The sequence below is a fragment of the Pseudomonas eucalypticola genome, assembly GCF_013374995.1.
Taxonomy (GTDB): domain Bacteria; phylum Pseudomonadota; class Gammaproteobacteria; order Pseudomonadales; family Pseudomonadaceae; genus Aquipseudomonas; species Aquipseudomonas eucalypticola.
The window spans coordinates 682,761-697,859 of the sequence record NZ_CP056030.1 but is presented as its reverse complement, the minus strand read 5'-3'; the positions used below and the strand labels follow the sequence as shown (position 1 = coordinate 697,859).

The 15,099-nt window shown below is 63.7% G+C and carries 12 protein-coding genes; all 12 read left to right on the top strand.

Features of this window, described 5'->3' with window-relative positions:
• The first annotated feature begins 4 nt into the window (after positions 1 to 4).
• The 12 genes from dsbD to HWQ56_RS03145 all read left to right on the top strand — a co-directional run bounded on the left by dsbD (position 5) and on the right by HWQ56_RS03145 (position 15,098).
• A complete protein-coding gene (gene dsbD / locus HWQ56_RS03200; protein ID WP_176569762.1) occupies positions 5 to 1,789 on the top strand; it encodes a protein-disulfide reductase DsbD in 1,785 nt (594 codons plus the stop codon).
• Between the two features lie 447 nt (positions 1,790 to 2,236).
• Positions 2,237 to 2,695, top strand: a complete 459-nt coding sequence (accB, locus tag HWQ56_RS03195; protein WP_158154167.1) for an acetyl-CoA carboxylase biotin carboxyl carrier protein — start codon at positions 2,237 to 2,239, stop codon at positions 2,693 to 2,695.
• A gap of 17 nt (positions 2,696 to 2,712) precedes the next feature.
• Positions 2,713 to 4,074, top strand: a complete 1,362-nt coding sequence (accC, locus tag HWQ56_RS03190; RefSeq protein ID WP_158154168.1) for an acetyl-CoA carboxylase biotin carboxylase subunit — start codon at positions 2,713 to 2,715, stop codon at positions 4,072 to 4,074.
• A gap of 150 nt (positions 4,075 to 4,224) precedes the next feature.
• A complete protein-coding gene (locus HWQ56_RS03185; RefSeq protein WP_158154169.1) occupies positions 4,225 to 4,677 on the top strand; it encodes a hypothetical protein in 453 nt (150 codons plus the stop codon).
• A 104-nt stretch (positions 4,678 to 4,781) separates the two neighbouring features.
• Entirely contained in the window at positions 4,782 to 5,660 is an 879-nt protein-coding gene (prmA, locus tag HWQ56_RS03180) for a 50S ribosomal protein L11 methyltransferase (RefSeq protein ID WP_176569761.1), read from the top strand.
• Positions 5,661 to 5,700: 40 nt separating this feature from the next.
• Positions 5,701 to 6,933: a DUF3426 domain-containing protein gene (locus HWQ56_RS03175; protein ID WP_176569760.1), complete on the top strand. Its 1,233-nt coding sequence runs from the start codon at positions 5,701 to 5,703 to the stop codon at positions 6,931 to 6,933.
• Between the two features lie 175 nt (positions 6,934 to 7,108).
• Positions 7,109 to 8,122, top strand: coding sequence for a tRNA dihydrouridine synthase DusB (gene dusB / locus HWQ56_RS03170; protein WP_158154172.1), 1,014 nt, complete (start codon positions 7,109 to 7,111; stop codon positions 8,120 to 8,122).
• A complete protein-coding gene (gene fis, locus HWQ56_RS03165; RefSeq protein ID WP_008368706.1) occupies positions 8,119 to 8,439 on the top strand; it encodes a DNA-binding transcriptional regulator Fis in 321 nt (106 codons plus the stop codon). Before dusB ends, fis begins: the two co-directional genes overlap by 4 nt.
• A 79-nt stretch (positions 8,440 to 8,518) precedes the next feature.
• Positions 8,519 to 10,126, top strand: coding sequence for a bifunctional phosphoribosylaminoimidazolecarboxamide formyltransferase/IMP cyclohydrolase (purH, locus tag HWQ56_RS03160; RefSeq protein WP_158154173.1), 1,608 nt, complete (start codon positions 8,519 to 8,521; stop codon positions 10,124 to 10,126).
• A gap of 99 nt (positions 10,127 to 10,225) precedes the next feature.
• Positions 10,226 to 11,512, top strand: coding sequence for a phosphoribosylamine--glycine ligase (gene purD, locus HWQ56_RS03155; RefSeq protein WP_158154174.1), 1,287 nt, complete (start codon positions 10,226 to 10,228; stop codon positions 11,510 to 11,512).
• A 122-nt stretch (positions 11,513 to 11,634) separates the two neighbouring features.
• Complete coding sequence (locus HWQ56_RS03150; RefSeq protein ID WP_158154175.1) at positions 11,635 to 14,403, top strand: hybrid sensor histidine kinase/response regulator; 2,769 nt, start codon at positions 11,635 to 11,637, stop codon at positions 14,401 to 14,403.
• 98 nt (positions 14,404 to 14,501) lie between these two features.
• On the top strand, positions 14,502 to 15,098 hold the full coding sequence (locus tag HWQ56_RS03145; protein ID WP_176569759.1) for a MarC family protein: 597 nt from the start codon (positions 14,502 to 14,504) through the stop codon (positions 15,096 to 15,098).
• Position 15,099: the final 1 nt, after the last annotated feature.

The following is a 15,099-nucleotide window of genomic DNA, read 5'->3' as shown; positions in this document are numbered from 1 at the left end:
TGCCATGCGCCGCCTGCTTTGCCTTCTGTTACTGGTGCTGACCCTGCCCGCTTTCGGTGCCGGTCTGCTGGACTCACGCCCCAGCGCTACCTTGGGCGGCGCCCCGAACGGCAACAGCGACTTCCTGCCGGTGCACCAGGCATTTCAGCTCAACCTCAGCAAGACCACGCCTGACGCCATCACCCTGCAATTCGTCGCCACCGACGGCTACTACCTGTACCGCCACCGTTTCCAGTTCAAGGCCACGCCAGCCGACGTCAAGCTCGGCGCGCCACAGTTGCCGGACGGCGAGAAGAAGCACGACGACTACTTCGGCGACGTCGAGGTGTACCACGGCATCGTCGAGGTGACACTGCCCCGCGACCCGGCTGACCAACGCCCCTTCACCCTCGCCGTCACCTACCAGGGTTGCGCCGACAAGGGCCTGTGCTACCCGCCGGAAACCGAGAAGCTGGCCATCGATGGCGGCGCACCGGCGCAGGCTACCGCCTCTGCCGTCGACAGTGCCCCTGTGCGCGGCTGGTCGTGGAATGAACTGCTGCTGTATCTGCTGGGCGGCATAGGCCTGACCTTCACGCCCTGCGTGCTGCCCATGCTGCCGATTCTTTCGGCGGTGGTCATGCGTGGCCAGACCAGCAAAGTGCGCCGTTACAGCCTGTCGCTGGCCTACGTGCTGCCCATGGCGCTGTGCTTCGCGGTGCTGGGAGCGTTGATGGGGCTGTTCGGTGCCGGCCTGAATCTGCAGGCAAGGCTGCAATCGGCCTGGGTGCTGGGACCATTCTCGCTGTTCTTCGTGGTGTTTGCCCTGTCGATGTTCGGGCTCTTCGAGCTCAAGCTGCCAGCGGCCATCAGTCACCGCCTGGACCGTATCGCTGGCAACACCCAGGGCGGCTCGCTGTGGGGCGCCGCGGTCATGGGCGTGCTCTCGAGCCTGCTGGTGTCGCCCTGTGTCTCGGCGCCGCTGGCCGGTGCGCTGCTGTACATCAGCACCACCGGCGACGCCCTGGGCGGGGCGCTCAAACTGTTCGCCCTGGGTCTGGGCATGGGCCTGCCCCTCATGGCCGTGGCCATTGGCGGGGTCACCTGGCTGCCCAAAAGCGGGCCGTGGCTGGAGCTGGTCAAGAATGCCATCGGTGTGCTGCTGCTGGGCCTGGCCATCGGGCTGCTCAGCCGGGTACTGCCGGGGCCGGCGACACTGTTGCTGGTGGGCCTGCTGGCGGCGGGCGTGGCGCTGTTCCTGGGCGCGCTGGAGTTCACCGCCAAGCCGCCGCGCCAGCGTCTGGCGCAGCTGCTGGGCTTGCTGCTGTTGGTGTATGGCCTGGCGTGCTGGTATGGCGCATTCAGTGGCCAGGGCGACCCGCTACGCCCGCTTCCCGCCCCGCTGGCCGCCAGCGCCACGGCCAACCCGGCCAGCACCCACTGGCAGACAGTCACGACCGCCGCGCAGCTGGACGCAGCCCTGGCCCAGGCGAAACAGGCCGGCAAGCCGCTGGTGCTGGACTGGTACGCCGACTGGTGCATCAGTTGCAAGGTCATCGAACACGACGTGCTCACCGACCCCCAGGTGATAGCTCGCCTGGCGGGCTACCAGCAGGTACGTTTCGACGTCACCGACAGCAACGCCGAGCAGCGCGCCCTGCTGGACCGCTACAAGCTGTTTGGTCCCCCTGCCCTGATGTTCTTCGCACCGAACGGCAGCGAAATCACTGAGGCCAAGGTCATCGGCGAGATCAACGCCGTCGACTTTCTCGGCAAGATCGCCCTCGCCGACCGCCAAATGGCGCGTTGAGCCGCGCCTTCAGCGTCCGCGCCCACCTAAGTGACTCATTTCAGCAAACAAGTCACAATTTTCAGGCGAACATCGGGCAACGTGCAGGCTATTGTGCTTGACTGGACAGTCGTCGCCCCATTGCGGCATAGTCGTGCCGCCTGAACAACCCGGGTAGATTCAAGGAGCCGTGAATGCAGATGATCCTCAGGTTTTCGCCCAAGTTGCCCCTGGTATCAACGCAAAACGTGACGCGCCGCCAAGAGTGAGCATCCCACTTCTCGAACAGCGGGTGTCCCACGGGGCCGCCGCAGCAATTTCCGCCATCGCCATGGCAGGCCCTACCGGCCGCCACGGTGATCCGCGGCCTTGGCGCCAGCGCTTGTCGACTGGCTTGGGAGGTCGCCCTGGAACGATTTGTACACACTACCTGAACGCCCCTGACCGACCCTTGGGAGTTGATGATTAATGGATATTCGCAAAGTAAAGAAACTGATCGAGCTGCTGGAAGAGTCCGGTATCGACGAGCTGGAAATTCGTGAAGGCGAAGAGTCCGTACGGATCAGCCGCCACAGCAAGACCCCGGCCCAGCAGTACTACGCTCCAGCCCCGGTTGCCGCCCCTGCCGCCGCCCCGGCTGCAGCACCAGCCGCCGCCGCTGCGGACGCCCCGGCCGCCGCACCGAAACTGAACGGCACCGTGGCGCGCTCGCCAATGGTCGGGACCTTCTACCGCAAGGCTTCGCCTGCCTCGCCAGCCTTCGTTGAAGTCGGCCAGACCGTGAAGAAAGGCGACACCCTGTGCATCGTCGAAGCGATGAAGATGATGAACCACATCGAAGCTGAAACCAGCGGTGTGATCGAATCGATCCTCGTGGAAGACGGCCAGCCGGTTGAATTCGACCAGCCGCTGTTCACCATCGTTTGAATCGCGGAGAGCCAACGATGTCCCAACCTGCGAAATTGGAAAAAGTCCTGATTGCCAACCGCGGCGAAATCGCCCTGCGGATCCTGCGTGCCTGCAAGGAACTGGGCATCAAGACTGTCGCCGTCTACTCCAAGGCCGACAAGGAGCTGATGCACCTGGGCCTGGCAGACGAATCCGTTTGCATCGGTCCGGCACCGGCTGCGCAATCCTACCTGCACATTCCGGCGATCATCGCAGCTGCCGAAGTGACTGGCGCTACCGCCATTCACCCTGGCTACGGCTTCCTGGCTGAAAACGCCGACTTCGCCGAACAGGTCGAGAAATCCGGCTTCGCCTTCATCGGCCCGAAAGCCGACACCATTCGCCTGATGGGCGACAAGGTATCGGCCAAGCACGCCATGATCGAAGCCGGCGTGCCGACCGTTCCCGGGTCCGACGGCCCGCTGCCCGAAGACGAGGAAGAAGCCCTGCGCATCGGCCGTGAAGTCGGCTACCCGGTGATCATCAAGGCCGCCGGTGGCGGTGGTGGTCGCGGCATGCGCGTGGTGCACAAGGAAGAAGACCTGATCGCTTCGGCCAAGCTGACCCGTACCGAAGCCGGTGCTGCGTTCGGCAACCCGATGGTCTACCTGGAGAAGTTCCTGACCAACCCACGCCACGTGGAAGTGCAGGTACTGTCCGACGGCCAGGGCCACGCCATCCACCTGGGCGACCGTGACTGCTCCCTGCAGCGCCGTCACCAGAAGGTACTGGAAGAAGCCCCGGCACCGGGTATCGACGAAGAAGCCCGGCAGATGGTCTTCGCCCGCTGCGTCAAGGCGTGCATCGACATCGGCTACCGCGGTGCTGGCACCTTCGAGTTCCTGTATGAAAACGGCGCGTTCTATTTCATCGAAATGAACACCCGCGTACAGGTAGAGCACCCGGTATCGGAAATGGTCACCGGCATCGACATCCTCAAGGAGATGTTGAGCATTGCTGCGGGCAACCCGTTGTCGTACACCCAGGACGACGTGGTCATCCGCGGCCACTCGCTGGAATGCCGCATCAACGCCGAAGACCCGAAGAGCTTCATCCCGAGCCCAGGCACGGTCAAGCACTTCCACGCACCGGGCGGCAACGGCGTTCGCGTCGATTCGCACCTGTACAGTGGCTATGCCGTTCCGCCGAACTACGATTCGCTGATCGGCAAGCTGATCACCTACGGCAAGGACCGCGACGAAGCCATGGCGCGCATGCGCAATGCCCTCGACGAGATCGTGGTGGACGGGATCAAGACCAACATCCCGCTGCACCGCGACCTGACCCGCGACGAAGGCTTCTGCAAAGGCGGCGTGAACATCCACTACCTGGAACACAAGCTGGCTGCCCAGAAGTAATCCACGGTTGTAGATAGCTGCACAAAAAACGCCCCGACTTGTCGGGGCGTTTTCATTGGTGCTTACCTGTCACTTCTTACAGTTGCGGCGGCAAGCTTCACGGCAGGAGGATGGTCAAGCGCGACCGCGCACCCTACCGGAGATCATCCCATGTTTTCACACAAACCAAATCCTGGCGCGTTGAACATTCTGCCAGGCACCCGGCCATCAGGTACGTTCGAATGGACACGCAACGGCTCCTCGTTTCAGGCGGACCACACCCTCCTTGGCTGGGGGCGCACTGGCTGGACGCTTGAAGCAAGCACAGGCGACCGAAACTCCGCCTCCTTCCAGGCCTTTTTCCTGCTAATCCCGGCGGACTCAGAGTCGACAATCATCAAAGGAAAGATTTCCACGCCGGATTTCTTGTTCCAATACTTCTGGAATGTCAGCGACCAGTACGGCGATGTATGGTCACGGAGCACTTATCTGGAAGGCCATCTGGACGTGGACATCAACGTAAAAGAGCACACCTTTAAAGGTGAGTTCGCCTTCCAGACCCCCAACCCCGAGCAAACCGGGGTTGACTTCCGCGGTGACGGAACATTCAACCTCAGGCCCTGAAAGGAGCCGATGCAAGCCGCCGCACCTGCTTTTCCTCGGAGCTTTTCAGCGGCGGCTCTAGTAAACTGCAATGCTTTCGCACCATTTATTCAAAGGTACCCGCCATGCCGTGGCTGCAAGTTCGTCTGGCCATCAGCCCAGAACAAGCCGAAACCTATGAAGACGCCCTGCTGGAAGTCGGCGCCGTTTCGGTCACCTTCATGGACGCCGAGGACCAGCCGATCTTCGAACCGGAACTCAACACCACGCCGCTGTGGGCCCACACCCACTTGCTGGCCCTGTTCGAAGCCGACGCCGAGCCCGCCAGCGTGTTCGCCCACCTGGAACTGCTGACCGGCGCGGTGCTGCCCGAGCACCACGCCGAGGTGATCGAGGACCAGGACTGGGAGCGCACCTGGATGGACAACTTCCACCCCATGCGCTTCGGCCAGCGCCTGTGGATCGTGCCCAGCTGGCACGCCGCCCCGGAGCCTGGCGCGGTGAACCTGCTGCTGGACCCGGGCCTGGCCTTCGGCACAGGCACCCACCCTACTACCGCGCTGTGCCTGGAATGGCTCGATGGCCAGGACCTGAAGGGCCGGAGCGTGCTGGATTTCGGCTGCGGCTCGGGCATTCTGGCCATCGCCGCCCTGCTGCTCGGCGCTGAGCAGGCGGTAGGTACCGACATCGACGTGCAGGCGCTGGAAGCATCGCGCGACAATGCCCGGCGCAATGGCGTGGCCGACGCGCAGTTCCCGCTGTACCTTCCGCAAGACCTGCCGCAAGTACAGAGCGATGTGCTGGTGGCCAACATCCTGGCCGGCCCACTGGTTTCCCTGGCGCCACAGCTGACCGGCCTGGTGAAGCCAGGCGGCCTGCTGGCCCTGTCGGGCATCCTTGCCGAGCAAGGCGAGGAAGTGGCCGCCGCCTATGCCGCCGCGTTCGACCTGGACCCTATCGCCAACCGCGATGGCTGGGTACGCATCAGTGGTCGCCGCCGCTGAGAGTGCCTAGAATGCTTGTCTGCATAACCCGGACCCGCGCATGACCGACAGTTTCGTCACCCAGTGCCCCCATTGCCAGACCAGCTTTCGCGTCAGCCACACTCAACTGAGCGTGGCCCGCGGAGTGGTGCGTTGTGGCGCCTGCCTGCAGGTGTTCAACGCTGCGCGCCAGTTGCTGGAGCAAAGCACCGGCCGCCAGGAACCGGCCCAGGAACCCGCGCCACCGGTGGCCGAGCAGCGCGCCGCGCCCATCAGCCTGCGCGAGTGGACGGCCAACGAGCTGGACCTCGACCAGCTCGACCTCGACGGCGAACTGGCACGCCTGGAGCAACGGGAGATCCAGCCGGTCAAGGCATTCAAGGACCACCCTCCACGCGAGGAGTCATTCAGCGCCAGCCGGGACGAACATCAGGATGAAGCGTGGCACGAGCGGCCCTTCGGCACCCACGCCGAGGACCTCGAACTGCACGACGATGACGAACCGTCGCCCCCCATCATCGAGCGCCAGCCGGCCCTTGACGAGGACACCGACAACGAGCGCACCGAGCCTTCACTGACCCTGGCGCCCGTCGAAGCGCACGCGCCCGCCCTTGGCCGCCTGCACGCTGATGACGACCTGCCGCCGCGTGGTGAGCGCTTGTCGGCGCTGGATGCCGATGATGACGACCCTGACGAACCGGCGCCCCGCCCTGGCCGGCACGAACGCAGCGAGCCGAACCTGCGCGAGGCGCCGCTGCTGGACCTGATGGACGACCCGCTGCAACTGGATTGGCAGAAACGCCGCACGCCGTGGGGTAAACGGCTGCTGTGGACCCTGGCGACCCTGGTGGCCGCCCTGGCGCTGGGCGGCCAGTACCTGTGGTACCACTTCGACGAACTGGCCCGCCAGGACCAGTACCGGCCATGGTTCCAGCAGGTATGCCCGAGCCTGGGCTGCAGCGTGCCGTCGAAGGTCGACATCGACCGCATCAAGAGCAGCAACCTGGTGGTGCGCAGCCACCCCGACTTCAATGGCGCGCTGGTGGTGGACGCCATCATCTACAACCGCGCGCCGTTCTCCCAGCCCTTCCCGCTGCTGGAACTGCGTTTCGCCGACCTCAATGGCCAATTGATAGCCAGTCGTCGGTTCAAGCCAGGCGAATACCTGTCGGGCGAGCTGGCCGGTAGCCAGGCCGAAATGCCACCCCAGACCCCGATCCACATCTCGCTGGACATCCTCGACCCGGGCCCGAAAGCGGTGAATTACAGCCTCAGCTTCCGCTCCCCGGAGTAGCCAGCCCCTGTAAACAGTGGCGGCTGCGGGAGCTGCCGAGCGACCAAACCGCTTGGCATAAGCAAATAGTTGTTCAGATTTTATCCAAAACGACCTTTATCCGGTCACCGAGAGCGGGTATTATGCCCACCCTTTTTCGAACTCTAATGATCCGGCCCCACAACAGGGAACACCTATGTCGGCGGTACGCATCGGCCCATACACATTGAACAACGCCCTGATCCTCGCCCCCATGGCGGGGGTCACGGACCAGCCCTTCCGGCAGCTTTGCCGACGGATGGGCGCAGGCCTGGTCGTATCAGAAATGGTCACCAGTGACATGAGCCTGTGGAACAGCCGCAAGTCGCGCATGCGCATGATCCACGAAGGCGATCCCGAGCCCCGCTCGGTACAGATCGCCGGCGGTGACGCGCAGATGCTGGCCGCGGCCGCACGGGCCAACGTCGAAATGGGCGCCCAGATCATCGACATCAACATGGGTTGCCCGGCGAAGAAAGTCTGCAACAAGGCGGCAGGTTCCGCTTTACTGAAAGACGAGGCCCTGGTGCAGGAGATCCTGCATGCCGTGGTCGGCGCCGTCCAGGTGCCCGTCACCCTGAAGATTCGCACCGGCTGGGACCGTTCCAACAAGAATGGCATCACCGTTGCAAAGATTGCCGAGCAGGCGGGCATCAGCGCCCTGGCGGTACATGGCCGCACACGCGCCGACCTTTACACGGGTGAAGCCGAATACGACACCATCGCTGCCATCAAGCAGGCGGTGTCCATCCCGGTCTTTGCCAATGGCGACATCGATTCACCGCAAAAGGCCCGGCGCGTCCTCGACGCCACCGGCGCCGACGGCCTGCTGATCGGCCGCGCCGCCCAGGGGCGGCCGTGGATCTTTCGCGAGACCGAGCATTACCTGCGCACCGGCGAACTGCTGCCGGCACCGCAATTGAGTGAAGTGGAACAGATTCTGCTGGAGCACCTGACGGCACTGCACGCCTTCTACGGCGATGTGATGGGCGTGCGTATCGCCCGCAAGCATGTCGGGTGGTACCTGGCCACCTTGCCGGGCGCCAAGGAATTCCGCGCCCAGTTCAACCGCTTGGAAGATACGCAAGCGCAGTGCGCCAACGTTCGCCAGTTCCTCGGTGAATGTAATGAGAGCCCTGTGACAGGGGACGGACAGGGGGTGGCCGCATGACGATGATGACCGAGACTTTAGTGAGTGGAACAACGCCCGTGAGCGACAACGTCAACTTGAAACAGCACCTGAACACGCCAAGCGAAGAGGGTCAGACCCTTCGCGGCAGTGTTGAGAAGGCGCTGCACAATTATTTCGCCCATCTTGAGGGCGCTGCCGTCACTGACGTGTACAACCTGGTGCTTTCCGAAGTCGAGGCCCCCTTGCTCGAAAGCGTGATGAACTACGTCAAGGGCAACCAGACGAAGGCCAGCGAGATGCTGGGCCTGAATCGCGGTACCTTGCGCAAGAAGCTCAAGCAATACGATCTGCTGTAAGCATGCATTCAAACCAGAAAAGGCGACCTGTCCAGGGTCGCCTTTTTTGCTGACTCCTCTGCTTTAGACGGAAATTGAAATGACCGACCAGACTACCCGCCTGCCCGTCCGCCGCGCTTTGATCAGCGTCTCCGACAAGACCGGTATCCTTGAATTCGCCCGTGAACTCGAAGCCCTGGGCGTCGAGATCCTGTCCACCGGCGGTACCTTCAAGTTGCTGCAGGACAACGGCGTTGCCGCAGTGGAAGTGGCGGATTACACCGGCTTCGCCGAAATGATGGACGGCCGGGTGAAGACCCTGCACCCGAAAATCCACGGCGGCATCCTGGGCCGTCGCGGCGTCGACGACGCCATCATGAACGAGCACGGCATCAAGCCGATCGACCTGGTCGCGGTCAACCTCTATCCGTTCGAAGCCACCATCAGCAAGCCGGGCTGCGACCTGCCGACCGCCATCGAGAACATCGACATCGGCGGCCCGACCATGGTCCGCTCCGCGGCCAAGAACCACAAGGACGTGGCCATCGTGGTCAACGCCAGCGACTACGGCCAGGTGCTGGACAGCCTGAAGGCCGGCGGCCTGACCTACGCTCAGCGCTTCGACCTGATGCTCAAGGCTTTCGAGCACACCGCGGCCTACGACGGCATGATCGCCAACTACATGGGCACCGTGAACCAGGCCGCCGAGACCCTGAGCACCGAAGGCCGCAGCGAATTCCCGCGCACCTTCAACAGCCAGTTCATCAAGGCCCAGGAAATGCGCTACGGCGAGAACCCGCACCAGAGTGCGGCGTTCTACGTGGAAGCCAAGCCAGCCGAAGTGGGCATCGCCACCGCTACCCAGTTGCAGGGCAAGGAACTGTCCTACAACAACGTGGCCGACACCGACGCTGCCCTGGAGTGCGTGAAGAGCTTCGTCAAACCGGCCTGCGTGATCGTCAAGCACGCCAACCCGTGCGGCGTGGCCGTCAGCCCAGACGCCGAAGGCGGCATCCGCCAGGCCTACGAACTGGCCTATGCCACTGACACCGAGTCGGCGTTCGGCGGCATCATCGCCTTCAACCGCGAACTGGACGCCGAGACCGCCAAGGCCATCGTCGACCGCCAGTTCGTGGAAGTGATCATTGCCCCGAGCGTCAGCGAAGAAGCCCGCGCCATCGTTGCCGCCAAGGCCAACGTGCGCCTGCTGGCCTGCGGCCAGTGGTCGGCCGACCGCGCCGCTGCCTGGGACTACAAGCGCGTCAACGGCGGCCTGCTGGTTCAGAGCCGCGACATCGGCATGATCGGCGCCGACGACCTGAAAGTGGTGACCCAGCGCGCCCCGACCGAGCAGGAGATCCACGACCTGATCTTCGCCTGGAAAGTGGCCAAGTACGTGAAGTCCAACGCTATCGTCTACGCCAAGAACCGCCAGACCATCGGTGTCGGCGCCGGCCAGATGAGCCGCGTGAACTCCGCGCGCATCGCCGCCATCAAGGCCGAGCACGCTGGCCTGCAGGTACAGGGCGCGGTCATGGCCTCCGACGCGTTCTTCCCGTTCCGTGACGGCATCGACAACGCGGCCAAGGTGGGCATCACCGCAGTGATCCAGCCAGGCGGCTCCATGCGTGACGCCGAAGTCATCGCCGCGGCCGACGAAGCCGGCATCGCCATGGTCTTCACCGGCATGCGTCATTTCCGCCACTGATCGAGAGCAGGGGAAGCCGCGATTCGCGGTTTTCCCCACGGGAAATCGCTGTTTCTGCACCTGCAGCGCAAGCCCACACAGAATTCGAGGTTTTTAGCTATGAACGTATTGATCATTGGCAGCGGCGGCCGTGAACACGCCCTGGCCTGGAAAGTAGCCCAGGACCCGCGTGTCGAGAAAGTCTTCGTCGCCCCCGGCAACGCCGGCACTGCCACCGAAGCCAAGTGCGAAAACGTCGCCATCGACGTGCAGGCCATCGAACAACTGGCCGACTTCGCCGAGAAGAACGTTTCCCTGACCATCGTCGGCCCGGAAGTGCCGCTGGTGGCCGGTGTCGTCGACCTGTTCCGCAGCCGTGGCCTGGATTGCTTCGGCCCTACCAAGGGCGCCGCTCAGCTGGAAGGCTCCAAGGCGTTCGCCAAGGACTTCCTGGCCCGTCACAAGATCCCGACCGCCGAATACCAGAACTTCACCGAAATCGAGCCTGCCCTGGCCTACCTGCGTGAAAAGGGTGCGCCCATCGTCATCAAGGCCGACGGACTGGCCGCCGGCAAAGGCGTCATCGTTGCCCTGACCCTGGCCGAAGCCGAGGACGCGGTGCGCGACATGCTGGCCGGCAACGCCTTCGGTGACGCCGGTTCGCGCGTGGTCATCGAGGAGTTCCTGGACGGCGAGGAAGCCAGCTTCATCGTCATGGTCGACGGCAAGAACGTGCTGCCCATGGCCACCAGCCAGGACCACAAGCGCGTCGGCGACGGCGACAGCGGCCCGAACACCGGCGGCATGGGCGCTTATTCCCCTGCCCCGGTGGTGACCGCCGACGTGCACCAGAAGGTCATGGACCAGGTGATCTGGCCGACCGTGCGCGGCATGGCCGAGGAAGGCAATGTCTACACCGGTTTCCTGTACGCAGGCCTGATGATCGACAAGGCCGGTAACCCGAAGGTCATCGAGTTCAATTGCCGTTTCGGCGACCCCGAAACCCAGCCCGTGATGCTGCGCCTGCAATCGAGCCTGGTGCTGCTGGTAGAGGCCGCCCTGGCCCAGGCGCTGGACAAGATCGAGGCCCAGTGGGACCCGCGCCCTAGCCTAGGCGTGGTGCTGGCGGCCGGCGGCTACCCGGGCGACTACGCCAAGGGCGCCGCCATCGGCGGCCTGGACGCTGCCGCGCAACTGTCCGGCAAGGTCTTCCACGCCGGTACCGCCTTGAAAGACGGCCAGGTCGTGACCTCCGGCGGCCGCGTGCTGTGTGCCACCGCCCTGGGCGATACCGTGGGTGAAGCCCAGCAACAAGCCTACGCCCTGGCCAGCCAGATCGACTGGGAAGGTTGCTTCTACCGCTCCGATATTGGCTACCGCGCCATCGCTCGGGAAAGCGCCAAGTAACATTTCCTTACGCCTTTAGTACCGGGTTAGACCGGTACTAAAGGCCGTTCGGCCAGTAGCCCTACGCTTTATCCGCCGCGCATAGTTATACTCAGTCATTAAACCTTCGAAGGGATTTCGCTGTGCGTTGGCTCAGGATCGCCATTTCATCGATTGTCTGTGCACTGACCCTGTTGTGCGCGTACCCGGCCATGGCCGAGTCCGGCAGTGGCTGGTCGGTATTGCTCGATGAACACGCACACCTGCAACTGAGCGACATACGCTCGCCCCGCTATCAAAACCAGTTCAGCCCCCTCGAACTGAGCCAGTTGACCCCTACCGCCGCCAATACCGCGCAATGGTTGCATTACCGCCTGCCGCCCGGCCCTCACGAACAGGTATTGCGCATTTTCGCGCCCGACCTGTCCGAGCTCGAATTCTACGTACTGGACGGCGATACGCTGGTCCGCCAGCAACGCAGTGGTCGTGACAGCCTGGGCGTGGAACCCGCCCTGGCCAACACCGACATCCTGCTGCCGGTGCCCATCAGCTCGCACGCCCTGGACCTTTACCTGCGCCTGGCATCGGCCCATCAGTTGCGCCCCAATGTCGCCCTGCTGCCTGCCGTCACCGCTGCCGCCGACCAGCGCCAGACCCTGCTCATGGGCCTGCTGTTCGGCTGCCTGGCCATGCTGGTGGTGCACAACCTGGCCCGTTACGCCTACAGCCGGTCGAGCAGCAGCCTGTGGCTGGCGGCCGCCGAGACGCTGCTTACCCTCAGCGCCGCGATCCTGCTGAACCTCAGCGGCCCCTGGTTCGACACCTGGCACTCCCTGCGCACCACGGGCAGCTACCTGTCGCTGATGGTGGCGGCCATTTGCTGCCTGATGTTCACCCAACGCTTCTTCGCACCGCGTACTACCCCGCTGATCGACCGTCTGCTGGGCGCCGCCAAGCTGTTGATCGGCCTTAGCGGCCTGCTGGTGCTGATGGTCGATGGCTTGCCCATCAACTCCATCACCTACGCCATGATGGTGGTGGGCGGCCTGGGCATGTTGCTGACCGCGGCCTGGCACTGGCAGAAAGGCTATCGGCCGGCACGGTTGTTCACCTGGGCCATGCTGTTGCTCAACCTGGGTGTGTTGATCGTGCTGCCCGCCCTGCTGGTGCTGACCCGTACCCCGCCCCAGTGGCTGGTACTCGGGCTGATGGGCATAGGCGCGCTGACTGGGCTGATGCTCAACACAGCCCTGAGCGAACGCCTGCGCACCATCAGCGAGGACCGTTTCAGCGCCAGCCGCGAACTGGCCGCCAGCACCGCGGAAATAAACGCCAAGGCCGAGTTCCTCGCGCGCATCAGCCACGAGATTCGCACCCCGATGAATGGCGTGTTGGGCATGACCGAATTGCTGCTCGGTACGCCCCTTTCGGTCAAGCAGCGCGACTACGTGCAAACGATTCACAGCGCTGGCAATGAGCTGCTGACGCTGATCAACGAGATCCTCGACATCTCCAAGATCGAATCCGGGCAGATCGAACTCGATGACGTGCAGTTCGACCTCAGCGCCCTGATCGAAGAGTGCCTGAACATCTTCCGCGCCAAGGCCGAACAGCAAAACGTCGAGCTGATCAGTTTCACCCAGCCCCAGGTACCCCAGGTCATCAGCGGCGACCCCACTCGCCTGCGCCAGACCCTGCTGGCCCTGCTAGACCACGCCCTGCGCAAAACCGACGAAGGCGAAGTGCTGCTGGTGGTCGCGCTGGACCAGCGCAGTGGCGAGCCGCGCCTGCGCATCGCGGTGCAGGACAGCGGCGAGCCCATCCCGCGCGATGAGCGCGACGCCCTGCTGCACAGCGAGTTGCACAGCAAGAACCTGCTGTCGGGCAATGGCGTGGGCGGGCACCTGGGGCTGGTCATCGCCCGCCAACTGATCCTGCTGATGAAAGGCGAGTTCGGTATCAAGAGCGGTAGCCAGCAGGGCAGCACCCTGTGGTTGACCTTGCCACTGGACCCGGAACGCCTGGAACACCCGACCCTGGACCTGGACGGCCCTCTGCGCGGCGCGCGGGTGCTGGTGGTGGACGACAATGACACCTGCCGCAAGGTGCTGGTGCAACAGTGCAGTGCCTGGGGGCTGAACGTCAGCTCGGTGCCCTCGGGCAAGGAAGCGCTGGCGCTGTTGCGCACCAAGGCACACCTGCGCGACTATTTCGACGCGGTACTGCTGGACCAGAACATGCCTGGCATGACCGGCATGCAACTAGCGGCCAAGATCAAGGAAGACCCCAGCCTGAACCACGATATTCTGATCATCATGCTGACCGGCATCAGCAACGCACCTACCAAGATCATCGCCCGCAATGCCGGTATCAAGCGCATCCTGGCAAAACCTGTGGCCGGCTACACCCTCAAGACCACCCTGGCCGACGAACTGGCGCAACGCGGGCAGGCCACCGCCCAGGCCAGCGCCCCGCAGCCCCACGCGCCGATCTCGGTGCCTGGCGACTTCCGTATTCTGGTGGCCGAGGACAACAGCATCTCCACCAAAGTGATCCGCGGCATGCTAGGCAAGCTCAACGTGCAACCCGACACGGCCAGCAACGGCGAGGAAGCCCTGCGGGCGATGAAGGCGCAACGTTATGACCTGGTGCTGATGGACTGCGAAATGCCCATACTGGATGGCTTCTCCGCCACCCAGCAGCTGCGCGACTGGGAACTGGGCACCAACCGCGAGCGCACGCCCGTGGTGGCCCTCACGGCGCACATCCTGACCGAACACAAGGAACGCGCACGCCAGGCCGGCATGGACGGGCACATGGCCAAGCCGATAGAACTGTCACAATTGCGCGAGCTTATCGAACACTGGGTAGCACAGCGCAACCAGGCGCAAAGCCAGGCCAGCAACTCCTGAGCCCCACAACCCCTCCTCGTCAACTGCGCCAATAAGACAGACATGCGTCCGCCACGCTAGACTCTGCCGTCGCCCACCCCTGCCAAGAGCCCTTGCCCATGCTCCACACGTTGTTCAGCGTTTATTTGAAAATGCTGGTGCTCTACAGCCCATTCTTCGTGCTCTCCTGTTTCATCGGCCTGTCGCGGGGCTACTCGCCGAAGGAACGAAAACGCCTGGCGTGGAAGGTGGCCCTGGGGGTATTGGTCTCCAGTGTGTTGCTGTACCTGTTCGGGCGAGTGATCTTCAGCGTCTTCGGCATCACCGCCGACGCCTTCCGCATCGGTGCCGGCAGCGTGCTGTTCATCTCCGCGCTGGGCATGGCGCAGGGCAAGTCGGGGGTGCAGACCGATAATGTTCAGCAGGATGTGACCATCGTGCCCCTGACCATTCCCATCACTGTGGGCCCGGGCACGATCGGTGCGTTGCTGGTCATGGGCGTCAGCCAGCCCCACTGGGACGACAAGTTGATGGCCATCCTGAGCATCGCGCTGGCCAGCGTCACGGTCGGCCTGGTGCTGTACCTGTCCAACCGTATCGAACGGTTGCTGGGCGAACAAAGGCTGCAGATCGTCAGCCGTTTGATGGGGCTGTTCGTTTGCGCCCTGGCCGCCCAGATCATCTTCACAGGTATCAAGGGCTACCTGCTGCCCTGAA